Raw genomic sequence first — 20,856 nt, 5'->3', positions numbered from 1 at the left:
ACCTGTGGCGCCCAAACCCTCACATCCTCTCGTGTGGTGCCATGCCCAGCCTGTCCTACGATCTCCTTCTCCAATCCATCACCCCCGTTGATCGTTCGCGCGAAGCGGCGCTGCGCAGCCGGGTCGATGGCAAGGCCAAGCCGGTTGGCTCGCTCGGCCGGCTGGAAGACTTGGCCGTACAGCTTGGGTTGATCTGGCAGCCGGCGCCGCCGCGCACCGGGCGCGCCGCGGTGTTCATGTTCGCCGGCGATCACGGCATCGCCGCCGAAAACGTCTCGCCGTTTCCGGCGAGCGTGACCGCGCTGATGGTCGCCGCCTGCCTGAACGGCACGGCGGGCATCAATCTGCTGGCGCAAGCGGCCGGCGCTGAGGTGGTGGTGGTCGATGCCGGCGTCAATGGCGATCTGCCGCCGCATCCGGAGCTGATCAATTGCAAGATCAGGCATGGCAGCCGCAATTCCGTGGTCGAGCCGGCGCTGACGCTGGCCGAAGCGCGCCAAGCCATCACCGTGGCCGCCGAGATGGTGCGGCGCGCGATCGACGATGGGCTCGATATCGTTGCGATCGGCGAGGTCGGCATCAGCAACACCACGGCGGCGGCGCTGCTGGCGCATCGTCTCGGCCCCGCGCCGCTCGCCGATTGCGTTGGGCCGGGGACCGGCCTTGATGCCGCGGGCGTGGCGCATAAGCTCGCGGTCGCTGGCCGCGCCGCGGCGCGCAGCGCTGCCACCGCGCCGCTCGACGTGCTCGCCGAATTCGGCGGCTATGAAATCGCGATGATGTGCGGCGCGATCCTCGGCGCGGCCTCAAAACGCCGGCCGGTGATGATCGACGGTTTCATCGCCGGCTCGGCCGCGCTGGTGGCGATCCGGCTCGTGCCCGCCGTGCGCGATTACTGCGTGTTCTCGCATCGCTCGGCCGAGCGCGGCCATGGCCAGATGCTGCGCTCGCTTGATGCCGAGCCTTATCTCGATCTCGGGCTGCGGCTCGGCGAGGGCACCGGCGCGGTGCTCGCGGTGCCGCTGGTGCGCGCCGCGGCCGGCATCCTGAACGGCATGGCTGACCTTGCCGACGTGCTGACCGCCAGCGAAGCGGCGTCGTGATGGCGACCTCGCGACCGTTCTTCCAGGCCGTGCAGATCATGACCATCGTGCCGACCCCCGCGGCGACGCGGATCGACGGCGATTGGCTGCAATCGGCAAAATACTTTCCGCTGGTCGGCGCGCTGATCGGCACCGCCTGCGCTGGCGCGCTGCTGATCGCCGATCTGTTCTGGTCCGGCGCGGTGCCGGCGATCATTGCGGTCGGGGTTGGCGTGGCGCTGACTGGCGGCATTCACGAGGACGGCGTCTCTGACACCGCCGACGGGCTTTTTGGTGGCCGCAGCCGCGAACAGCGGCTGACCATCATCAAGGACAGCCGGATCGGCACCTATGGCGCGCTGGCGCTGGCATTCTCGCTGGCGCTGCGCATCGCGCTGCTTGCCAGCCTGCCGGTGCCGATTGCCGCCGCCGCGCTGGTGGCGGCGCATAGTATCGGCCGCGCCGGCGTCACGGCGGGCATGACGCTGCTGCCCTATGGCGGCAATCTAGACACCGCCAAACTCGATTATCCGCAGCAGCGGTTGTCGATGGCTGGCGTCGTGATCACGCTCGCCTTCACCATGCTCGGTTTTGGCGCGCTGCTTGCCTTGGCGCCGTGGTCCGCGCTGCTTGGCGCCGTGTTCGCGGTGCTGCTGGCGACACTGCCGATCCTGGCGGCGCAGAAGCTGCTCGGCGGTTACACCGGCGACATTTTGGGCGCGACCGAGCAAATGGCGGAAATCGGCCTGCTGCTCGGTGTCGCCGCCCTGATTTGACGCATCCTCATTCCTGACAATCCATCATCCCATCTGACCCCGAGTTGTTTCATGACGACGACCCCTGACGTCTCCGAACTGATTTCCCGCATCCAATTCACGCCGCGCACCGAGAGCGGGCCGCGCCGCGCCCGATCGCTGATGATCCAGGGCACCAGTTCGGATGTCGGCAAGAGCATGGTGGTCGCCGGCCTGTGCCGCGCCTACACCCGGCGCGGGCTGGTGGTGCGGCCGTTCAAGGCGCAGAACATGAGCAACAACGCCGCGGTCGCCAGCGACTCCGATCTGCCGCCCGGGCCGGACGGTGAGCGGCCGCGCGGCGAGATCGGCCGCGCCCAGGCGATGCAGGCGCGCGCCTGCAAAGCGGCGCCGTCGATTCACATGAACCCGGTGCTGCTCAAGCCGCAGACCGATATCGGCTCGCAGGTGGTGCTGCGCGGCCGCGTGCTCGGCAATTGCCCGGCACGCATCTATCATCACATGCGCCAGCGGCTGATCCCGGCGGTGGTCGACAGTTTTGAGCGCATGGCGGCGGAGGCCGATCTGATGCTGGTGGAGGGCGCCGGCAGCGGCGCCGAGGTCTATCTGCGCTCCTCCGACATCACCAATATGCGCTTTGCGGAAGCCGCCGATCTGCCGGTGGTGTTTTTGTCCGACATCGACCGCGGCGGCACCATGGCGGCACTGGTCGGCAGCTATGTGCTGCTCAATGAGGGCGATCGCGCCCGCGTGGTCGGCTATCTGATCAACAAATTCCGCGGCGATTTCTCGCTGTTCGAGCCGGGCTGCCGCACCATCACCGAACAGACCGGCTGGCCGTTCCTCGGCGTGCTGCGCTGGTTTCCCGGCGCGGACCGGCTGCCGGCGGAAGATTCGCTGGCGCTGGAGCGCGCGGCGGCGGCAAGCCGTGGCCGCATCAAGATCGCGGTGCCGCGGCTCGCGCGCGTTGCCAATTTCGACGATCTCGATCCCTTGGTGGCCGAGCCCGATATCGACCTGCAATGGATTCAGCCGGGCTCGCCGATCCCCGCCAATATCGACGTGATCGTGCTGCCGGGATCGAAGACCACGCGCAGCGAACTCGATCTGATGCGCCGCGAAGGCTGGGACATCGACATTCTTGCCCATGTGCGCCGCGGCGGCCGGGTGGTCGGCCTGTGCGCCGGCTTCCAGATGCTGGGCCGCGTGGTGCGCGATCCGATGGGCATCGAAGGTGCGCCGGGCGAAACCCAGGGGCTTGGGCTGCTCGATCTCGAAACCGAGATTTCGGGTGATAAGCGTCTGGTCGACGTCGATGCCTTCGATCAACGCAGCGGCTGCCGGGTGCGCGGCTATGAAATGCATATGGGCCGTACCACCGGCGCCGGCCTGGAAAAGCCGTGGCTGCTGCTCGATGACGGTAGCGGCAAGCTTCAGCCGGAAGGCGCGGTCTCGGCCAATGGCCGGGTGATGGGCGGCTATCTGCACGGCATCTTTGGCGGCGATCAATTCCGCTCGGCATGGCTGAAGCAGATCGGCGCGGAAGCGGCTGGGCTGGCGTTCGAGCAGCGTGTCGAAGAGGCGCTGGAAGCGCTCGCCGATCATTGCGAGCAGAATCTCGATCTCGATGCGCTGCTGAAACTGGCGCGCTAACGCATCGCCGACAACAGATGCGCCGGCGTCAGGCGACGCCGGCGAGTTCGGGCAGCACGAACGGCCGCCCAGTGCCATCGAGCTGAATGGCGAGCTCGACGTCGAACACCCGGTCGATCACCGCATTCTGCATCACCTGCATCGGCGCGCCATCGGCGGCGATTGTGCCGCCATGCAGCACGATGATGCGATCGGCAAAGCGCACCGCCAGATTAAGATCGTGCAGAATCGCGATCACCGTGGTGCCGTTGCGGGCGCAGCGCCGTGCGGTGTTGGCGAGATCGAGCTGATGGCGGATGTCGAGGCTGGAAGTCGGTTCGTCGAGCAGCAGGATGCCGGGACCATGGCCGGCTTCGCTGCCCCACAACTGCACCAGGATGCGGGCGAAATGCGCGCGCTGCTGCTCGCCGCCCGACAGCGTGGTGATGGTGCGGCTGCGGAACTCCTGAAGGCCGACTTCGCGCAGCGCCGCCTCGACGAAGGGTGCGGCGCGGGCGCGCTCAAACTCGCCGGCGCCCATCCACACCACTTCCTCGACCGTGAACGGAAAGCTGACATTGACGTGCTGCGCCAGCATGGCGCGGCGCAGCGCCAATTCGCGCGCGGGGTAGCCTGACAAATCCTTGCCGCGCAGCTGAACCGCGCCGCTGCTCGGGCGCAGATCGCCGGACAACAGCCGCAGCAGCGTCGATTTGCCGGCGCCGTTCGGGCCGACGATCGCGATCAGTTCGCCGGCGTCGATCGACAGATCGACGCGATCGAGCAGCGTCTTGCCGGCAATGGCAAATGACGCCGCATTGGTGCGCAGCACTTCGCTCATAGCCCCACCAGCTTGCGCTGCCGCAACAGCAGTCCGAGGAAGAACGGCGCGCCAATCGCGGCGGTGAGAATGCCGATCGGCATTTCCGCTGGCGCCACCATGGTGCGCGCCAGCGTATCAGCCGCGACCAGCATCACCGCGCCGAGCAGCGCGGAGGCTGGCAGCAGCAGCCGATGCGAGGGCCCGATCAACAGCCGCAGCAGATGCGGCACCACGATGCCGACAAAGCCGATCACGCCGCACACCGACACCGCGACGCCGGTCATCGCCGACACCATCAGGATCGACAGCATTTTCAAGCGTTCGACATCGACGCCGCTGTGGAACGCTTCGGCTTCGCCCAGCACCAAAAGGTCGAGCTGGCGGCCCAGCCGCACGAGCAACAGCAGCGAGACCGCCAGCACGCTCGCGGTGGTGAACGCTTTGCTCCAGGTCGCGCCGCTCAGTGAACCCATCATCCAAAAGGTGATGTCGCGCAGTTGCCGGTCATCGGCGACGAACACCAGCACGCCGATGCCGGCATTGGCGATCGCGGCAATGGCGATGCCGGCGAGCAGGAACAGCGCGATCGAGGTGCGGCCTTCGCGGCTGGCGATGCGATACAGCAGTACAGTAGTGGTAAGCGAGCCGACAAACGCCGCGATTGGCAGAATCTGGTCCTGCATGAAGTGCAGGCTGGCGCCTAGCGACAGATCGATCAGCACAATCGAGGCGGCTGCCGCCAGCGCGCCGCCGCTGGCGACGCCGACCAGCGCCGGATCGGCCAGCGGATTGCGAAACAGCCCCTGCATCAAGGCGCCGGCGGTGGCGAGCAGGCTGCCGACGATCGCCGCGATCAGCACGCGCGGCAGCCGAATGGTCCACAGCACCAGCTGATCGCGGGCGAGCTGCGGATCGAGCATGGCATCGCCGCGCGCGAGCAGCGCAGCCGGCAGCCGATCGAGCGGAATGCCGGCGGCGCCGACTGTCAGCGCCGCGGCCGCAACCACGACCAGCAGCAGCGCCAAGGTCGCTAGCACCAGGCCTGCGCGCGGCCGCAGCGATCGGCCGACGGTGCTACTGCTGCGACGATGGCCGAGGTCGATCGCGGTCATGGCCGGCACTCTTGTTCGGCGCGCAGCGCGTGCGATGGCACCGATGGCGCCGCGAGCTGCGGATAGAGCTTGGTGGCGACCTCGCGCGCGGCGGTCGGCGTGCGCGGACCAAAGCCGAGCAGATAGAGGCCATCCATCGAGATGAACGCCTTGTTGGCGCCGGCGGGGGTGAGGGCGAAAGCGGGGTGCGCGAAGAACGCGGCTGACTCGAACGAATCCTTGTCGCGCTTGATGGTCAGCACCACGTCCGGCTTGGCGGCGACGATCGCTTCATTGTTGATGGTCTTGTAGCCATCATAGTCGGTGATAGCGTTGACGCCGCCCGACAGCGCGATGATTTCATTGGCGGCGGTGTTGTTGCCGGCCGCCATTGCCTGGCCGTTGACCAGCGACATCACGAACATCACCCGCACCGGCTTGGTCACCTTGCTACGCAGCTGGCGCAGATAGTCGAAATCCTGCGCGACCGCGCGCGCCAGGCAGGACGCGGCCGGCTCGGCGTCCATGGCGCGGCCGATCAAGGCGATCTTGTCCAAAAGGCCTTTTTCAGAGAAATCCTCTGGAACCTGCAGCAGCGGGATTTGCGCCGCTTCAAACGCTTGCACGGCCTGCTTCGGCCCGGCGCTATCCATCGCCACGATCAGGGTTGGACGTAATCCAATGACGCCCTCGGCAGAGAGTTGGCGGAGATAGCCGACATTGGCTTTGCCTTTGACGGCGTCCGGCGGAAAGGTGCTGGTCGAATCGATGCCGACCAATTTCGAGCCAACGCCGAGCGCGACCATGATTTCGGTGATTGCGCCGCCGATCGACACGGTGCGCGAACTATCAGTGATGGTCAGCGTGCGGCCATGTGCGCCTTGGACGGTGATGTCGCGTGCGACGCTTGGCGCGCTGGCGATCACGCACAACAGCGCGGCGGCGAGCGCGGCGTTGGTTTTCGAACAATGCTTCATCAGTGCGCGCATCCAATTGCAACGGCGATCATTTGGTCAGGATCAGCTTGTTCTGCGATGTCAGGCGCAGCCGGTAGCGGTCGCCGCCATGGGCGATAACAAGTTCCCGGTCGCTGCAGAACAGGTCGCGGCTATTGATTTCGTTGCCGGTCACCGCAACGCTGCGGGTGACGCGGGAGCTGGAGGAGGCCGCCGAGTTAGTTGTCAGCGGCGGATTGTCGGAAGATGCAGTCATGCGCCTGTCATTGTCAGTGAAACGAACTCGTTCCTTTATAGGCCGTGATCCGGGAATGTATCTTATAATCACTATAAAGAGCGACTGTTGAACTTGAGACGTTCGAAACTGCGGCGTAAGTCTCGTTGTGACGCAACGCCTTGGTCGTGGTGCGTCTTCAGCCAGCTAGCTTCCTGCCTTCGGCAGCGCCCGCCAGCCTTTCAAACGAATTGATGCAATCGGGCGTGATGACAGATCGGCCTGTCGGATCCGCGCGTCTGTAAGGCAGGCGGCGGAGACGATCGGGCGTGCTCATCACTTCGCAAGGGGGCGTGAGTGCGGATGAGTGACGCGAGCGGTGTCAGTAGCGCGGCTGCACAGGCAAAGCCGAAATTTCATCACCATCCCGGCAGCATGGAGCCGCCGCGGATCGCCGATTATTTGGTTCGGGTCGGCTGTGATCCGTTGACGGAAGCCTTTGCCAAGCGATCGTTCTCGCCGCCGTGGCGCGGCAGTCGCCCGGTCGAAGCGGATGATGTCGATGCAGTGTTGCATGAAATCTATGCGACACCGCGCGAACAGGCCGCGGTCGCCTATCTGCACGTGCCGTATTGTCAGAACCACTGCCTGTTCTGCGGCTTCTTCCAAAATGTCTGGCGGCCGGAGGTGGCGGCGGACTATGTGGATGATGTCATCGCCGAGCTTGCCAGCAAGGCTGACACGGCGTTGGTCGCGTCGGCGCCGATCGATGCGGTCTATATCGGCGGCGGCACGCCGTCGGCGCTGCCGGAAGATCAGATGGCGCGGCTGGTGCGGGCGCTGCACGATTATCTGCCGCTCGCGCCAGATTGCGAAATCACCATGGAGGGTCGTTCCTTCGGATTTGCGCCCTCCAAAGCCATCGCGGTTGCCGATGCCGGCGTCACGCGGCTGTCGATCGGCGTGCAGAGCTTTGCCAGCGAAGTGCGTCGGCGGCTCGGCCGCAAGCTGAACGGCGACGACGTCAAGGCGTTCTTGGCTGAGCTGGTGGCACTCGATCGCACCGTGGTGGTGTGCGATCTGATGTATGGCCTGCCGGGGCAGAGCGCCGAAGATTGGCGGCGCGATATCGAGACCGTCAATGACATCGGGCTCGATGGCGTCACGCTCTATGCGCTCAACGTGTTCCCGGGCGGTCCGCTGTCGCGCGCGATCGCCAGCGGCAAGCTGCCGGCCCAGGCCGGCATCGCGGTGCAGGCGCGCGCTTATGCCGACGCGGTCGATCGGCTGGAAGCCTATGGCTGGCTGCAAGTCTCGCAGTCGCACATGGTGAAGTCACAGCGCGAGCGCAATCGCTACAATTCCTCAATCAAGCGCGGTGCGCCCTGCCTGCCGTTTGGGCCGGGAGCTGGCGGTCAGGCTCATGGCTATCGCTGGCGCAACGTCATCAATGTCGCTGAGCGCCGGCAGATGCTGGCCGAGCACCGTGCGCCGGTCGAGGGCTTGGCGCTGGTGCCAACGCATCACGGCGCGCATGCCGCCATCGCCGCCGGGCTCGAGGCCGGGCAGCTCGATCTCGCCGCGGTCGAAGCGCTGCGTCCCGGGTTCCGCGCCGCCGTGGCGCCGCTGCTTGCCAATTGGACTGAAGCGGGGCTTGGCGAACTCAATCACAACAGTTTCGTGCCGAGCCGGGCAGGGGCGTTCTGGATCGGCAATCTCACCAGCGGCCTGTCGGCGGGGCTGGACAGTTCGCCGCCGGTGATTACCCCTCGCGGTTGTCCGTGATCGCTCGCTTTATCGATCGAATTGGAGTTGTTTACCCAGCATGAAGGTTCTGATTTTTGGCGCGACCGGCCGCACCGGTCAGCATCTGACCACAATGGCCGCCGCGCGTGGCCTGCAGGTTTTGGCCGCAGGGCGCGATCAAGCCCGGCTGCAGGCGCTGCAGGGCGTCGCTGATGCCGTGGCGCTTGATTTGTTCGATGACCAACAGGTGGTGAGCACGGTGCGCGCGCTGGTGCCGGATGTGATCATTTCCACGGTCGGCGCGGGACCCAGCGAACGGCGCATGGTCGATGAGGACGGTAACAACGCGATCAGCAATGCCGCGGCGGCCTGCGGCGTGCGCCGGGTGCTGCAAGTGTCGTCGCTGGCGTGCGGCGATAGCCGGGCCTATGCGTCGGAGCGCATCATCGCCGCGATCGGCCCAGTGCTGGAGGCCAAGACCCGCGCCGAAGATCATTTGCGTGCGCTCGATCTTGATTGGACCATCATCCGGCCGGGCGGCCTGACCGAGGGCGAACCGACCGGCAATGGCGCGCTCTATGAGGACCCGCGCGTCCATGGCCGGATCAACCGCGCCGATCTGGCCGAGATGGTGTTGAAGTGTCTGGACGCGCCCGGTTCCATCAAGCGCGTGCTCGCCACCGTCGATCGCACGACGCTGCCGCTGGAACCCGCCGATCTGCGCGAGTTTCAGCTCTGAGACGATCATCGGCTGTGCGGCGCCAGCGTGCCGCGCAGCAACCCGCAGCCGGCATCTATAATCGCTTTAATCTCACGCGAACTGCGATTGACGGTGCCGGCGCGATTGGTTAGCAAAATGCGAACGATTGGCAATCGCTGATCGCAAACTGCCAGCCAGCTGCCTCGCAGGAGGTGAGCCCGCCAGCCTCAAAACTCAGAACAACCGGGGCTGTCATGCTGGTGTTGAACAATGGCGCGCGAGCGCTGGTCCTTTCCGTTTCGGTGATTGCGCTCACGGCAGCGCAAAGCCATGCGCAGAGTGCGGCCACGCCGTCGCAGCCGTCCAAGAAGCAGAAGCAACTGAGGCCGGCCGAAGCGCAGCCGCAACAGGCCGCCGCGCACAGCCGGTTCGAGCGCGCGTATGCGCAGGTCGGCCAGCCGAGCCAGCAATCGCTCGATGCCATCACCATCGTCGCCAGCAAGAGCGAAGAGAAGGCGATCGACGCGCTGGCGCCGGTCAGCGTCGTCACCCTGGAACAGATCCAGGGCATTCAGCCCAAGCGCCTGCAGGACGTGTTCACCGCCATGCCCGGCGTGTCGTTCCAGGATCGCGGCGATGATGCCTCCAGCTCGATCAACATCCGCGGTTTGCAGGATTTCGGCCGGGTCGCCGTGGTGGTCGATGGCGCGCGCCAGAACTATCAGCGCTCCGGCCATCATGCCCAGGGTTCGTTCTTCCTCGATCCGGAACTGATCGGCGGCGTCGATGTGGTGCGCGGCCCGAGCGCCAACATCTTTGGCTCTGGCGCGATCGGCGGCGTGGTGTCGCTCCGCACCAAGGACATCAATGACGTGGTGCGTCCCGGCGAGCGCTGGGGCGTCGATATGGCCGGTTCTTACGGCTCCAACAACGCGCGCGGGCTCGGGTCGATCTTCGGCGGCGTGCGCGTCGATCCCACCGTCGATGTGTTCGGCGGCGCGGTCTATCGCACCCAGGGCAACTACAAGGATGGTGCCGGCACCGAGATCGGCAACACCGGCAACGACATTGCCGCGGGCCTGATGAAGTTCACGGTGCGCCCGGCCGACGGCCACGAGATCAAATTCGGCGGCCTCTATCAGGACTATGATTACAACATGGGCCAGTTCAACCGCGGCCCGGTGCTGACCGCGGCGCAGCGCGCGCTGTATCAGGGCTCGTCGGTCTATGCCTCGAATGTCCGCAATTCGACCGGCACGATCTCCTGGCGCTACGCCAAGCCCGACGACACCTGGTTCGATTGGAACGTCAATCTGTACGGCAATCGCACCGACAACGACCAGACCAAGACCTATCATTATTCCACCAGCGGCTCGTCCTATTGCGGCCCCGGCAATTACGGCAACAACATTTCCGGCTGTATCGGCGACAAGCGCAGCTATCTGCTCGACACCATCGGCATTGATGCCAACAACACCAGCCGCTTCCAGTTCGGCGATTGGCGCACCGCGGTCACCTATGGCGTCGATGCCTTCAACGACAGCGTCAAGACCACGGATTCGCGCGGCAACTCCAACGTCACCACGCCGAGCGGCGAACGCACCGTGTCCGGCGGCTTTGTGCAGCTCAAGAACAATTACGCCAACTGGCTCGAAGTGATCGGCGCGGCGCGCTACGACCATTATGAGCTGTCATCGCTGACCACCAGCGCCAGCGGCAGCCGGCTGTCGCCGAAGATCACGATCGGCGTCACGCCGCTCGCCGGCGTCACGCCCTATGTCAGCTATGCCGAAGGCTATCGCGCGCCGTCGATCACCGAAACGCTGGTGACCGGCAGCCACTCGACCGGCGGCGGTCCGCCGATCTTCATCTGCCCGGATGGCCGCGCGGCGCTGTTCTGCCTGTTGCCCAATCCGGGCCTGCGTCCGGAAGTCGGCAAGAACAAGGAAGCGGGCGTCAACCTGAAATACAACGACGTCTTCGCCGCAGGCGACACGTTGCGCGGCAAGATCAACGTGTTCCGCAACGACGTCGACGACTATATCGAGATGGTGGGCTCGGCACCGCAGGCCACCATGTTCGGCATGTACAGCAAGTTCTATCAGTACCAGAACATCCCCCAGGTGCGGATCGAAGGCGTCGAGTTCGAGACCGCCTATGATGCCGGCATGTGGTTTGTCGGCGTGACCGGCACCTGGCAGCAAGGCAACAATGTCGAAACCGGCGTCGCGCTCGCCACCGTGCAGCCGCGCAAGATCGTCACCGGCGGCGGCGTGCGGCTGCTCGACCGGCAACTGACGATCGCCGCGCAATGGGCGTCGTACGCGGCTACACCGACCATTCCGGGCTATCTGCCGTCGACCGCCTATGACCTCGTCAATCTCAACGTGGCCTATCGGCCGACCGCCGATATCACGCTCAACTTCTCGATCGATAACCTGCTGAACGCGTATTACCGGCCTTATGCGATCCCGGGGTCGTCAGTTGATGGTTCGACCCAGAACGACGTGCTGTTCAGCAGCCCCGGTCCCGGCATTGTCTACAAGGGCGGCCTGAGAGTGCATTTTGGGGGCGCCTGATCAAATACGGAGTGCCGCCGCCGATCACCGGCGGCGGCGCTGCATAGCCAGCGGATAATAGCAAGCAGCAAGCAAGGAGGCGTGATGTACATTGCCATGAACCGATTTCAGGTGCGGATCGGCGCGGAGCCGACTTTCGAGGCGATCTGGCGGACGCGCGAGTCGTATTTGAACGACATGGCAGGGTTCATCGAATTCCGGCTGCTCAAGGGGCCAACGCTCGACGATCACACGCTGTATGCCACTCACACCAGCTGGGCCGACAAGGCGTCGTTTGAAGCCTGGACCAGCTCTGAACAATTCCGCCGGTCCCATGCCCGCGCCGGCAATGACAGTGGCGAGAGCCTCTATCTCGGCCATCCGCGCTTTGAGGGCTTTGAGGTGATCCGTTCCGAGTCCAAAGCCGACGCTGCGGCCTGACCATAATGCAGGGAGAAATAACGATGACCACCGAAACGACGCTGGCTGATCTCAAAACCTATCTGGCGCAGCGCCCTGGCGCGGTGATCGAGGAGGTGGCCAAGGAACGCCAGATTGCACCGCGGGCGGTGCTGGAAGCGCTGCCGGCCGGCATGGTGAAGTTCGCACTCGGCGAAGCCTTTGCCACGGTGATGGAGGAAATCTCCGGCTGGGGCGAGGTGACTCTGATCGTGCACACTGACGACGCGATCTTTGAATTCACCGGCAGCGTGCCGCCTGGCGAGCTGTCGCGCGGTTACTTCAATCTGATGCAGCCCAAGGGACTGCACGGTCACCTCCGTCACGACAATTGCGCGGCGATTGCCTTTGTGGAGCGGCCGTTCATGGGCAAGGCCACCGCGTTCATCGCGTTCCTCAATCAGCACGGCGGCATCATGTTCAAGGTGTTTGTCGGCCGCGACGAAGCCAAGGAGCTGCGCGCCGACCAGCTCGCGCAGTTCAGAGCGCTGGCGGCCAGCCTGGAAGCCAAGCAAGCGGCGTAGCGACGATAAGGATGTGCCGGAGATGACGGGGCGCAATCAGCTGATCGCTGCGCGGCGACAGCTAGCAATGACCAGCGCGGTGATCGTGCTGCTCGGCCTTACCGCGACATCGGCAGCGGCGGCGCCGGATGCGGCGTCGCTGCCGCGCGATTTGTCGCCATGGGGCATGTTCCAAAATGCCGATGTGGTGGTGAAAGTGGTGATGGTCGGACTGGCGGCAGCTTCGCTGGCGGCATGGACGGTGTGGCTGGCCAAATCGATCGAGCTGCACCGCGAGCTGGCCTTGGCGCGCGGCCGGCTGCGTTCACTGGAAAGCGACAGCAGCCTCGAACAGGCCGAAACGGATTGCGGCGAGGCGAGCGACGCGGTTGCCGAGATGATCCGGACGGTCGGGCGCGAAGCCCGGCTGTCGTCGGGCGTGGTGCAGAGCGCCGAGTTCAAGGAACGGGTGCTGCTGCGGCTGGAGCGGGTCGAAGCCGCGGCGGCGCGGCGCATCGGCATCGGCACCGGGCTGTTGGCGACGATCGGCGCCACCGCGCCGTTCGTCGGCCTGTTCGGAACGGTGTGGGGCATCATGAATGCCTTCATCGGCATTTCCGAAGCGCACACCACCAATCTGGCCGTGGTCGCGCCCGGCATCGCCGAAGCGTTGCTGGCGACCGCGCTCGGGCTCGTTGCCGCGATTCCGGCGGTGGTGATCTACAACCATCTTGCCTGGCGGATTTCCGGTTATCGCGCGCTGCTCGGCGATGCCGCTGCCCAGATTGTGCTGATGCTTGGCCGTGAAGGCACGCGCGCGACCACGCGCTCGGTGCGGGCGGTGAGGTAGGCCATGGCCGGATGGGTGAGGCGCCGCGGCGGCGATGATGATCTGGTTGAGGCGCATGAGATCAACGTCACGCCGTTCATCGACGTGATGCTGGTGCTGCTGATCATCTTCATGGTGGCCGCGCCGCTCGCCACCGTCGATCTCGGCGTTGATCTGCCGTCGAGCACCGCGCAGCCGCAGCCGCGGCCGGAGCAGCCGGTGTTTGTGTCGCTGCGATCGGATCTGTCGCTCGCGGTCGGCGAACAGATCGTGGCGCGCGAGGGTTTGGCTGGTGCGCTCGATGGCGCCACCAAGGGCAACAAGGACGAGCGGCTGTTTCTGCGCGCCGACAAGGCCGTCAGCTATGGCGAGCTGATGGCGGCAATGAACCTGCTGCGCGACGCCGGCTATCTCAAGGTGGCGTTGGTCGGGCTGGAAGGTAGTGGAGCGATGCCATGAGCAACACCATCGGCGGCAATTGTCTGGCACTGCATGTGTTGGGTGAGCGCGGCGCGACCTCGCGCTGGGTGTTGTCGGCCGCGGTGATCGTCGGCCTGCACGCCGGGGCCGTTGCCGCCGCGCTGGCGCTGCAGGTGCCGAGCCCGCCGCCCGGATCGCCGACCGCCGCGATCCTGATCGATCTGGCGCCAGCGTCCGCGTCGCCGCAAACCACGCCGCTCGATCTGGCGCCGGGACCCGAGATGCAGCAGGCTGCGGAATCGGCACCGCCGCCCGAGCCTGAGCCGGACACCGCCGCGGCGGCCGCAATAGCGCCGACGCCGCCTCAGCCGGCGCCGGTGGTGACGCTGCCGGCGGCCGACAAGATTGAGCCTGCGGAGAAGCCCGCAGAGCAGCGCAAGCAGCAGGTGGCGCGTCAGAAGCCGGTCAAGCGGCAGCGCGAAGCCAAGCTGCACCAGTCCGAGCAGCCGCCGGCGCCGCGCACCAGCGCCGCGCCGCGCGCCGAGCGCAGCGCACCAACGCTGACCGGCTCGGTCGCCGGCGCCCAGGCGGCGCTGTCGCTGCCGTCCTATCGGGCGCTGCTGGCCGCGCATCTGCAGCGCTTCAAGCAATATCCGGCGGCGTCGCGGGCGGCGGGCGAGCAGGGCACGGCCATGCTGAGTTTTGTGGTGGCGCGCAACGGCCGGGTGCTGAGCAGCAGGCTGGCGTCGTCATCCGGCTATGGCGCGCTCGATGCCGAGACCATGGCGATGATCCAGCGCGCCCAGCCGCTGCCGTCATTCCCCGATGACGTGCCGCATGCCCAGATGAGCTTTTCGGTGCCGGTGCGTTTTTCGGTGCGGTGACGGAACCGGCGTTTAGCCGGCCTCTTTGACGTAAGCGTGCTGATGGTGATGGCTGTGCTCGCCATGGGCGTGTTGCTCGCTGCGCAGATCGACCGGAATGGTCACCAGCCGGCCATGGCGCACCCCGCGCTCGGCGATCACATGCTCGGAGAGGTGGCGGACCGCAGCCGTGTCGCCGCGCAGCACCGCCACTTCCATGCAGCTGTCATGGTCGAGATGAACATGCAGCGTTGCGACCGACAGATCATGATGATCGTGGTGGGTATGGGCGAGGCGTTTCGACAGCTCGCGGATGTGATGATCGTAGACATAGACCAGCGCCGCCATGCAGGTCGGCGCCTCGGCGGCGGGTGCGGCGCTGGCGTCCTCGCGCTCGCGCTGCAGGCCGGCGCGCACCAGATCGCGCATCGCTTCCGAACGGTTCTGATAGCCGCGCGCCGCGATGAAGCGATCGAGCTCGTCCATCAATTCACCGTCGAGCGTCATGGTGATCCGCTGCATCGGCCGTCCTCCCCCTGAACGCCGGCGCAAGATGCGTGCTGCGCCGTTGCGGCCACGATAGCGGAGCGCCGGGCGCCGGTCGAGCGGCGCCGGTTTGGCCGGTCAGTGCGGGTTTTCCAGGCTGAACAGCTCGGACTGTTCGTCATAGGCGAACAGCTCGGCGTAGCGGCCCCACGACACGATGGTCTTCAAGGTCTCGTCGGCATAGTCCTCCGACATATAGTCTTCGAGCTCGTTGCGGAACCGGGCGGCCGGGGCGGTGTGCGAGGGCCGCTCGTCGAGCACGCGCCGGATCAGGCCGATCACCGGCACATAGGTGATCAGATGTTCGGCAAACAGCTTTTTACGGGCGTCGGTATCGAGTTCGGCAAAGCGCCGGCCCGGTTCGGCCAGCACGATGTCGCCCTCGCTGACTTGCGCAAAGCGCAGCAGTTGCAGCGTTTCGGCGAGCACGAACAATTCGTCGGCTTCGAGCTGCAAGGTCTCGGCCAGCACCGGCAGGTCGGCGCGGCCGTTATAGGGCTCGCGCGCCAGCGTCTCCATCAGACCGGCCATCAGGTTGGAGGAGATGTGATTCAGCACCAGGCCGACGCCGGTGCCGGGCAGGCCCTCAATCGTCGCGGCACGCGGCTCGGGGCGCTGCGTCATGCGCGCATAGATGCTGTCGACCAGCTGCCGGAACGACGGGTCGAGACGATTGCGCGGATGCGGCAGCTCGACCTTGATCTCGGCGGCGACCCGGCCAGGATTGGATGAAAACACCAGGATGCGGTCGCACATCAGCACCGCTTCTTCGATGTTGTGGGTCACCATCAGCACCGATTTGATCGGCAGCCGACCTTCGACCCACAGCTCGATCAGGTCGGTACGCAGCGTTTCGGCGGTGAGCACGTCGAGCGCCGAAAACGGCTCGTCCATCAGCAGCAGATCGGGATGAACCACCAGCGCGCGGGCAAAGCCGACGCGCTGCCGCATGCCGCCCGATAGCTCCTTGGGATAGGCGGATTCATAGCCGTCGAGACCGATCAGGTCGATCGCGGCCAGCGCGCGCGAACGCCGTTCGGCGCGATCGATGCCGAGCGCTTCCAGGCCGAGTTCGACGTTTTGCAGCACGGTCAGCCAGGGGAACAGCGCGAAGGACTGAAACACCATGGACACGCCATCCGGCGGGCCGTTGATGTCCTGGCCGCGGCAGCGCGCCGAGCCGCCCGACGGCGAAATCAAGCCGGCGATGATACGCAGCAGCGTTGACTTGCCCGAGCCCGAGCGGCCGAGCAGGCCGACGATTTCGCCGGCGCGCAGCGTCAGATCGACGTCTTCCAGCACCACCAGGTCTTCGCCGCTACCCTTGGGAAACAGCCGCGAGACGTTTCGTAGCTCAATGAGATCGGCGGTCATGCGATCCTCGACCATCTCGTTTCTCCTCAGCCGAGCCGCAGGCGACGTTCGCCAAAGGCGTGGAGCGGCCGCCAGAACAGCCGATTGAACAGCGTGACCGTCACGCACATCACGGTGATGCCGAGCACCACGCGCGGGAAATCACCCGACACGGTGGCGCCGGCGATGTAAGCGCCAAGCCCGGTGGCTTGCAGCTGGGTCTGGCCCCAACTCGCCACCTCGGCGACGATCGAGGCGTTCCAGGAGCCGCCCGACGCGGTGATCGCGCCCGTGATGTAGTACGGGAAGATGCCGGGCAGCACCACTTTCACCCACCAGCGCCAGCCGCGCAGATGAAAGCTGCTGGCCGCCTCACGCAGATCATTCGGGAAGGCGCTGGCGCCGGCAATGACGTTGAACAGGATGTACCATTGCGTGCCCAGGATCATCAGCGGGCTCAGCCAGATGTCCGGGTTGAGGCCGTATTGCACGATGCCGACCACGAAGATCGGAAACGCCAGATTGGCCGGAAACGCCGCCAAGAACTGCGCGATCGGCTGCACGCGCTCGGCCAGTTTTGGGCGCAGTCCGATCCAGACCCCGATCGGCACCCAGATCAGGCTGGCGAGCGCGATCAGCACCACAACGCGGGTGAGGGTGATCAGACCGAGCCCGACCGCGTTCAACACGTCGGCGAACGCCAGCGTCTCTGACAGCTGGCCATAGATACGCCAGCCGACATAGAAGGCGCCGACGCCGATGCCGAGCACCCAGAGCACATCGAGCAGCCTCGACAACCATTTTGGCGCGACGCCGCGCGGCCAACGCCACGGCATCCGGAATTGCCAGTTCGAGATCGAATGGGTCACCGCATCGAACGGCACCGACAGCGCGCGCAATGCGCGGGTGCGGCGAAACAGATCGAGCACCCAGGAGGTCGGCTCATTACCCGACGAGGTCTGCTCGAAGCGGAATTTGTTGGCCCAGGCCACAATCGGCCGGAACAACAACTGATCATAGGCGATGATCACCAGCAGCATGGTCAGCAGCGCGTAGCCGATCGCGGCAAGATCGCGCTGCTGGATCGCGAGCGCGACATAGGAGCCGACGCCGGGCAGGGTGACCGTGGAATTGCCAACCGTGATCGCTTCCGAGGCGACCACGAAAAACCAGCCGCCGGACATCGACATCATCGTGTTCCAGATCAGCCCGGGCATCGCGAATGGCACGTCGAGCCGCCAGAACCGCTGCCAGGCGCTGAGATGGAAGCTGCGCGAGGCTTCCTCCAGATCCTTGGGCACGTTGCGGATCGACTGGTACATGCTGAACGTCATGTTCCAGGCCTGGCTGGTGAAGATCGCGAACACGCAAGCGAGTTCGGCGCCGAGCACACGGCCCGGAAACAGGCTCATGAAGAACACGACGGTGAAGGTCAGAAAGCCGAGGATCGGCACCGACTGCAAAATGTCGAGCAGCGGGATCAGCACCATCTCGGCGCGCCGGCTCTTGGCGGCCACCGTGGCATAGACCAGCGTGAACAGCAGCGAACAGGCGATCGCGGTCAGCATGCGCAGCGTGGTGCGCAGCGCATATTCCGGCAGATTCCACGGATCGAGCGACACCGCAGGGTTGTCGAGCGCCGACAGCGGCACATTGATCTGTTCGCCGCCATAGACCACCAGCGCCATCACGCCGACGATCAGCACCAGGGCGACAATGTCCCACAGGTTCGGCACAAAGCTGCGCCCGAGCGAGGGCGGCGTAACGACATGAGCTGGCATGCGCGGCACCGTGGATCGACTTGCTGAAGTTGCTGACGCCGGCGCCACAATACTGTCGATTGCGGCGTTGTCCGACGGGAACGAAACCGGTTCGCTCGGGAAGCCGGCTGTGCGGGCGACCTAGTCAAGCCCCGAATTGTTGTCAATCCGAATCGGGTGCCATTGAAGCAGAGCTTCAGTGATTTGCTGGGAGCGACGATCGGATTTGCAGCGGACCACCCGCAATGGCGGTCAACACCACAGCGGATCGCATAGCAGGCGCCACCCTGTCATGCGCCTGTCGTCAACGATCGGCATCGCTTCGGCGGCGTGGGCGAGGTTGTGGCCGACCGGCGACACCCACAGGAAAATTGTCCAGGTCGTCCGGATTTGGCGGTCGGCGCCAGGGCATTGTGATACGGGGCGGGCTTGAGTGTGAGTCGAGGAGTAAAACCCATGCGGCAGGCAGTTATGCAGGGTGTGTTCGCGATGTTGATCGCGGCGCCTGCGCTGGGCAACGAGATCGCGGTCAAGGCGCCGCCAGCTGCTGCGGGACTCGATCGGTTCGATTGGCGCGGCTTTTATGTTGGCAGCCACTTCAGCCACCTCACCGGCGACTCGCATTGGGCGGCGGCGCAGGGGCCCTCGGGCACCATCGGCTTGTTCGATATGTTCGATGCGTTCCGCGGCAGCGGCAGCTATGCCCTGGGTTTGCAGGGCGGCTACAATTTCGTGCTGCCCTCGGGATGGCTGCTCGGTGTCGAAGCCGACATCGTGACGCCGAATCTGATCCACGGCAGCCAAAGCTTCGCGCTGCCGCAAGATGGCACGCGCGAATATCAGACCCAGACCGTAGTGTCGGGCACGGTGCGCGGCCGGCTTGGCTACGAAGTTCACGGCTGGCTGCCTTATGCCACCGCGGGATTTGCGTGGAGCTATGATCGGCTGCACTGGAATAATCCGGCCGCCGATCAGCAAGAGACCGCCTTGCTGTGGCGGCTCGGCTGGGCGGCGGGCGCGGGCGTCGAGGTGCCGCTGGCGCCGGCGTGGAGCGCGCGCGTCGAATATCTGGCCAGCGGCTTTGGCAAGGATGCCGTCGATTTCCCGGCCGCGGGACAGCGCGTTCAGTCCGATCTGATGCTGCACAGCCTGCGGCTCGGGCTCAACTATCGGATCGGCGAGGATCTCGGCAAAAGTGATATCTTCACCCGCGGGGTCGATGCGATCGAACTGGATCGCTTCGCATTCCACGGCCAGACCACCTTTACGTGGCAATACGCATTGCCGTTCCGTTCGCCCTATCGCGGCACGAACAGTCTTTTGCCGAACCAGGCCCGCCAGACCTGGGACACCACGCTCTATATCGGTACCAAACTGTGGGAAGGCGCGGAAGCCTGGGTCAATCCTGAGATCGATCAAGGCTATGGTTTGAGCGGCACTTTTGGCGTCGCCGCATTTCCGAGTGCCGAGTCCTACAAGGTGGGCTCCGACTATCCCTATGCCCGGCTGACACGCTATTTCGTGCGCCAGACCATCGATCTTGGCGAGGCGACCGAGACCATTTCCGGCGGTCCGAACCAGTTTGCCGGCAAACAATCGCCCGATCGGGTGGTGATCACCACCGGCAAATTTTCGGTCGGCGATATTTTTGACGTCAACCGCTATGCCCACGATCCGCGCGTCGACTTCCTGAACTGGGGCCTGGTCGATGCCACCACCTTCGACTACGCCGCCGATGCCTGGGCGTTCACCTATGGCGGCGCGGTCGAATGGTACACCGGGGCCTGGACAATGCGGGCCGGCCTGTTCGATCTGCCGGCCACGCCGAACAGCACCGATCTCGATCCGTCATTCAGCCAGTTCCAGGTCGTCGGCGAGATCGAGCGCCGCTACAATGTCTTTGGACGCGCCGGCAAGGTGATGGTTACCGGCTTCCTGAACCGCGCCCGGCTCGGCCGGTTCGACGACGCCGTGCGGCAGGGGCAGATCACCGGCACCACGCCGAGCATCGATATGGTGCGGCGCTACACCAGCAAGACCGGCGTGTCGGCTAATCTCGAGCAGCAGCTGACCGATGATATCGGCATGTTTGCGCGCGCCGGTTTCTCCAGCCCGAATCTCGAGACCAATGCCTTCACCGATGCCGACCGCACGCTGTCGGCGGGGCTCTCGGTCTCGGGGCGGCTGTGGGGGCGGGCGGACGATACGTTCGGCCTTGGTGGGTTGGTTCACAACATCTCGGCGTCGCGGATCGCTTATCTCGATGCTGGCGGCATGACCGCCATTATTGGCGATGGCCGTCTGCCCAATCCCGGCAGCGAGCGGGTGCTTGAGGCCTATTACAGTTTGCCGGTCTATTCCTGGCGGCTGACGGCGGATTATCAGTATATCGCCAACCCGGCTTACAACCGCGATCGCGGCCCAGTGTCGGTGATCGCAACGCGGCTGCACACTCAGTTCTGATCAATTGATATCGGCCAGTAGCGGCACGATCGCCGCGGTGTGGCCATCCGCGAATCGCGCTGCGCGGCGTAGCGTCCGCTTGCGCAATTAGGCGCCGATCAAA

General features: G+C 65.4%; 19 protein-coding genes. 12 read left to right on the top strand and 7 right to left on the bottom strand.

Annotated features, from left to right (window positions below; genetic code table 11):
- Window positions 1-41 precede the first annotated feature (41 nt).
- From cobT to BJ122_RS07115, 3 genes are read left to right on the top strand one after another with little or no spacing between them, the layout of a single operon-like run.
- Window positions 42-1,103, top strand: a complete 1,062-nt coding sequence (gene cobT, locus BJ122_RS07125) for a nicotinate-nucleotide--dimethylbenzimidazole phosphoribosyltransferase (RefSeq protein ID WP_110780411.1) — start codon at window positions 42-44, stop codon at window positions 1,101-1,103.
- The gene (gene cobS / locus BJ122_RS07120; protein WP_110780410.1) at window positions 1,103-1,858 is read left to right on the top strand and encodes an adenosylcobinamide-GDP ribazoletransferase; all 756 of its coding nucleotides are present in this window, start codon (window positions 1,103-1,105) and stop codon (window positions 1,856-1,858) included. The genes cobT and cobS overlap by 1 nt, the downstream gene beginning before the upstream one ends.
- Window positions 1,859-1,909: 51 nt before the next feature.
- Window positions 1,910-3,490, top strand: a complete 1,581-nt coding sequence (locus BJ122_RS07115; protein WP_110780409.1) for a cobyric acid synthase — start codon at window positions 1,910-1,912, stop codon at window positions 3,488-3,490.
- A gap of 28 nt (window positions 3,491-3,518) precedes the next feature.
- Here the strand turns inward: BJ122_RS07115 and BJ122_RS07110 are convergent, their stop codons facing one another.
- From BJ122_RS07110 to BJ122_RS07095, 4 genes are read right to left on the bottom strand one after another with little or no spacing between them, the layout of a single operon-like run.
- Entirely contained in the window at window positions 3,519-4,310 is a 792-nt protein-coding gene (locus BJ122_RS07110; protein ID WP_110780408.1) for a heme ABC transporter ATP-binding protein, read from the bottom strand.
- Window positions 4,307-5,404 carry a FecCD family ABC transporter permease gene (locus BJ122_RS07105; protein ID WP_110780407.1) on the bottom strand — a complete coding sequence of 366 codons (1,098 nt, stop codon included), beginning with the start codon at window positions 5,402-5,404 and terminating at the stop codon, window positions 4,307-4,309. The genes BJ122_RS07110 and BJ122_RS07105 overlap by 4 nt, the downstream gene beginning before the upstream one ends.
- Window positions 5,401-6,360, bottom strand: coding sequence for a heme/hemin ABC transporter substrate-binding protein (locus BJ122_RS07100; protein ID WP_110780460.1), 960 nt, complete (start codon window positions 6,358-6,360; stop codon window positions 5,401-5,403). Before BJ122_RS07100 ends, BJ122_RS07105 begins: the two co-directional genes overlap by 4 nt.
- A 28-nt stretch (window positions 6,361-6,388) precedes the next feature.
- Window positions 6,389-6,595 carry a hemin uptake protein HemP gene (locus BJ122_RS07095; RefSeq protein WP_027277003.1) on the bottom strand — a complete coding sequence of 69 codons (207 nt, stop codon included), beginning with the start codon at window positions 6,593-6,595 and terminating at the stop codon, window positions 6,389-6,391.
- A gap of 321 nt (window positions 6,596-6,916) precedes the next feature.
- On the opposite strand from BJ122_RS07095, the gene hutW reads away from it, so the two are divergent.
- The 8 genes from hutW to BJ122_RS07055 all read left to right on the top strand — a co-directional run bounded on the left by hutW (window position 6,917) and on the right by BJ122_RS07055 (window position 14,652).
- Entirely contained in the window at window positions 6,917-8,338 is a 1,422-nt protein-coding gene (hutW, locus tag BJ122_RS07090) for a heme anaerobic degradation radical SAM methyltransferase ChuW/HutW (RefSeq protein ID WP_245407643.1), read from the top strand.
- A gap of 40 nt (window positions 8,339-8,378) precedes the next feature.
- Window positions 8,379-9,038, top strand: coding sequence for an SDR family oxidoreductase (locus BJ122_RS07085; RefSeq protein WP_110780405.1), 660 nt, complete (start codon window positions 8,379-8,381; stop codon window positions 9,036-9,038).
- A gap of 215 nt (window positions 9,039-9,253) precedes the next feature.
- A complete protein-coding gene (locus tag BJ122_RS07080; protein WP_110780404.1) occupies window positions 9,254-11,578 on the top strand; it encodes a TonB-dependent hemoglobin/transferrin/lactoferrin family receptor in 2,325 nt (774 codons plus the stop codon).
- 84 nt (window positions 11,579-11,662) lie between these two features.
- The gene (gene hmuQ / locus BJ122_RS07075) at window positions 11,663-11,998 is read left to right on the top strand and encodes a heme-degrading protein HmuQ (RefSeq protein ID WP_110780403.1); all 336 of its coding nucleotides are present in this window, start codon (window positions 11,663-11,665) and stop codon (window positions 11,996-11,998) included.
- 23 nt (window positions 11,999-12,021) lie between these two features.
- Entirely contained in the window at window positions 12,022-12,540 is a 519-nt protein-coding gene (hutX, locus tag BJ122_RS07070) for a heme utilization cystosolic carrier protein HutX (protein ID WP_110780402.1), read from the top strand.
- Between the two features lie 22 nt (window positions 12,541-12,562).
- Window positions 12,563-13,369, top strand: a complete 807-nt coding sequence (exbB, locus tag BJ122_RS07065) for a tonB-system energizer ExbB (RefSeq protein ID WP_110780401.1) — start codon at window positions 12,563-12,565, stop codon at window positions 13,367-13,369.
- 3 nt (window positions 13,370-13,372) lie between these two features.
- On the top strand, window positions 13,373-13,807 hold the full coding sequence (gene exbD, locus BJ122_RS07060) for a TonB system transport protein ExbD (protein WP_110780400.1): 435 nt from the start codon (window positions 13,373-13,375) through the stop codon (window positions 13,805-13,807).
- Window positions 13,804-14,652 carry an energy transducer TonB gene (locus BJ122_RS07055; RefSeq protein WP_110780399.1) on the top strand — a complete coding sequence of 283 codons (849 nt, stop codon included), beginning with the start codon at window positions 13,804-13,806 and terminating at the stop codon, window positions 14,650-14,652. The genes exbD and BJ122_RS07055 overlap by 4 nt, the downstream gene beginning before the upstream one ends.
- Before the next feature lie 12 nt (window positions 14,653-14,664).
- Here the strand turns inward: BJ122_RS07055 and nikR are convergent, their stop codons facing one another.
- The 3 genes from nikR to BJ122_RS07040 form a co-directional block, all read right to left on the bottom strand.
- On the bottom strand, window positions 14,665-15,153 hold the full coding sequence (gene nikR / locus BJ122_RS07050; RefSeq protein ID WP_110780398.1) for a nickel-responsive transcriptional regulator NikR: 489 nt from the start codon (window positions 15,151-15,153) through the stop codon (window positions 14,665-14,667).
- 102 nt (window positions 15,154-15,255) lie between these two features.
- Complete coding sequence (locus BJ122_RS07045) at window positions 15,256-16,566, bottom strand: ABC transporter ATP-binding protein (protein ID WP_110780397.1); 1,311 nt, start codon at window positions 16,564-16,566, stop codon at window positions 15,256-15,258.
- An 11-nt stretch (window positions 16,567-16,577) separates the two neighbouring features.
- The gene (locus tag BJ122_RS07040) at window positions 16,578-18,311 is read right to left on the bottom strand and encodes an ABC transporter permease (RefSeq protein ID WP_110780396.1); all 1,734 of its coding nucleotides are present in this window, start codon (window positions 18,309-18,311) and stop codon (window positions 16,578-16,580) included.
- Window positions 18,312-18,746: 435 nt separating this feature from the next.
- On the opposite strand from BJ122_RS07040, the gene BJ122_RS07035 reads away from it, so the two are divergent.
- Complete coding sequence (locus BJ122_RS07035; RefSeq protein ID WP_110780395.1) at window positions 18,747-20,753, top strand: carbohydrate porin; 2,007 nt, start codon at window positions 18,747-18,749, stop codon at window positions 20,751-20,753.
- Window positions 20,754-20,856 lie beyond the last annotated feature (103 nt).

Source organism: Rhodopseudomonas faecalis (assembly GCF_003217325.1).
In the GTDB taxonomy this organism is placed as follows: domain Bacteria; phylum Pseudomonadota; class Alphaproteobacteria; order Rhizobiales; family Xanthobacteraceae; genus Rhodopseudomonas; species Rhodopseudomonas faecalis.
Note: the sequence above shows the minus strand (reverse complement) of the source record. Positions and strands in the feature narration are given on the sequence as shown.

Excerpts from the sequence above, each read along its gene's own strand:
- hutX (WP_110780402.1), top strand. The coding sequence starts at position 12,022 with ATGACCACCGAAACGACGCTGGCTGATCTCAAAACCTATCTGGCGCAG.
- cobT (WP_110780411.1), top strand. The coding sequence starts at position 42 with ATGCCCAGCCTGTCCTACGATCTCCTTCTCCAATCCATCACCCCCGTT.
- cobS (WP_110780410.1), top strand. The coding sequence starts at position 1,103 with ATGGCGACCTCGCGACCGTTCTTCCAGGCCGTGCAGATCATGACCATC.
- BJ122_RS07080 (WP_110780404.1), top strand. The coding sequence starts at position 9,254 with ATGCTGGTGTTGAACAATGGCGCGCGAGCGCTGGTCCTTTCCGTTTCG.
- BJ122_RS07095 (WP_027277003.1), bottom strand. The coding sequence starts at position 6,595 with ATGACTGCATCTTCCGACAATCCGCCGCTGACAACTAACTCGGCGGCC.
- BJ122_RS07045 (WP_110780397.1), bottom strand. The coding sequence starts at position 16,566 with ATGGTCGAGGATCGCATGACCGCCGATCTCATTGAGCTACGAAACGTC.
- BJ122_RS07100 (WP_110780460.1), bottom strand. The coding sequence starts at position 6,360 with ATGAAGCATTGTTCGAAAACCAACGCCGCGCTCGCCGCCGCGCTGTTG.
- BJ122_RS07040 (WP_110780396.1), bottom strand. The coding sequence starts at position 18,311 with ATGCCAGCTCATGTCGTTACGCCGCCCTCGCTCGGGCGCAGCTTTGTG.
- exbD (WP_110780400.1), top strand. The coding sequence starts at position 13,373 with ATGGCCGGATGGGTGAGGCGCCGCGGCGGCGATGATGATCTGGTTGAG.
- hutW (WP_245407643.1), top strand. The coding sequence starts at position 6,917 with ATGAGTGACGCGAGCGGTGTCAGTAGCGCGGCTGCACAGGCAAAGCCG.
- BJ122_RS07110 (WP_110780408.1), bottom strand. The coding sequence starts at position 4,310 with ATGAGCGAAGTGCTGCGCACCAATGCGGCGTCATTTGCCATTGCCGGC.
- BJ122_RS07105 (WP_110780407.1), bottom strand. The coding sequence starts at position 5,404 with ATGACCGCGATCGACCTCGGCCATCGTCGCAGCAGTAGCACCGTCGGC.
- BJ122_RS07035 (WP_110780395.1), top strand. The coding sequence starts at position 18,747 with ATGCGGCAGGCAGTTATGCAGGGTGTGTTCGCGATGTTGATCGCGGCG.
- nikR (WP_110780398.1), bottom strand. The coding sequence starts at position 15,153 with ATGCAGCGGATCACCATGACGCTCGACGGTGAATTGATGGACGAGCTC.
- BJ122_RS07055 (WP_110780399.1), top strand. The coding sequence starts at position 13,804 with ATGAGCAACACCATCGGCGGCAATTGTCTGGCACTGCATGTGTTGGGT.
- exbB (WP_110780401.1), top strand. The coding sequence starts at position 12,563 with ATGACGGGGCGCAATCAGCTGATCGCTGCGCGGCGACAGCTAGCAATG.
- BJ122_RS07115 (WP_110780409.1), top strand. The coding sequence starts at position 1,910 with ATGACGACGACCCCTGACGTCTCCGAACTGATTTCCCGCATCCAATTC.
- hmuQ (WP_110780403.1), top strand. The coding sequence starts at position 11,663 with ATGTACATTGCCATGAACCGATTTCAGGTGCGGATCGGCGCGGAGCCG.
- BJ122_RS07085 (WP_110780405.1), top strand. The coding sequence starts at position 8,379 with ATGAAGGTTCTGATTTTTGGCGCGACCGGCCGCACCGGTCAGCATCTG.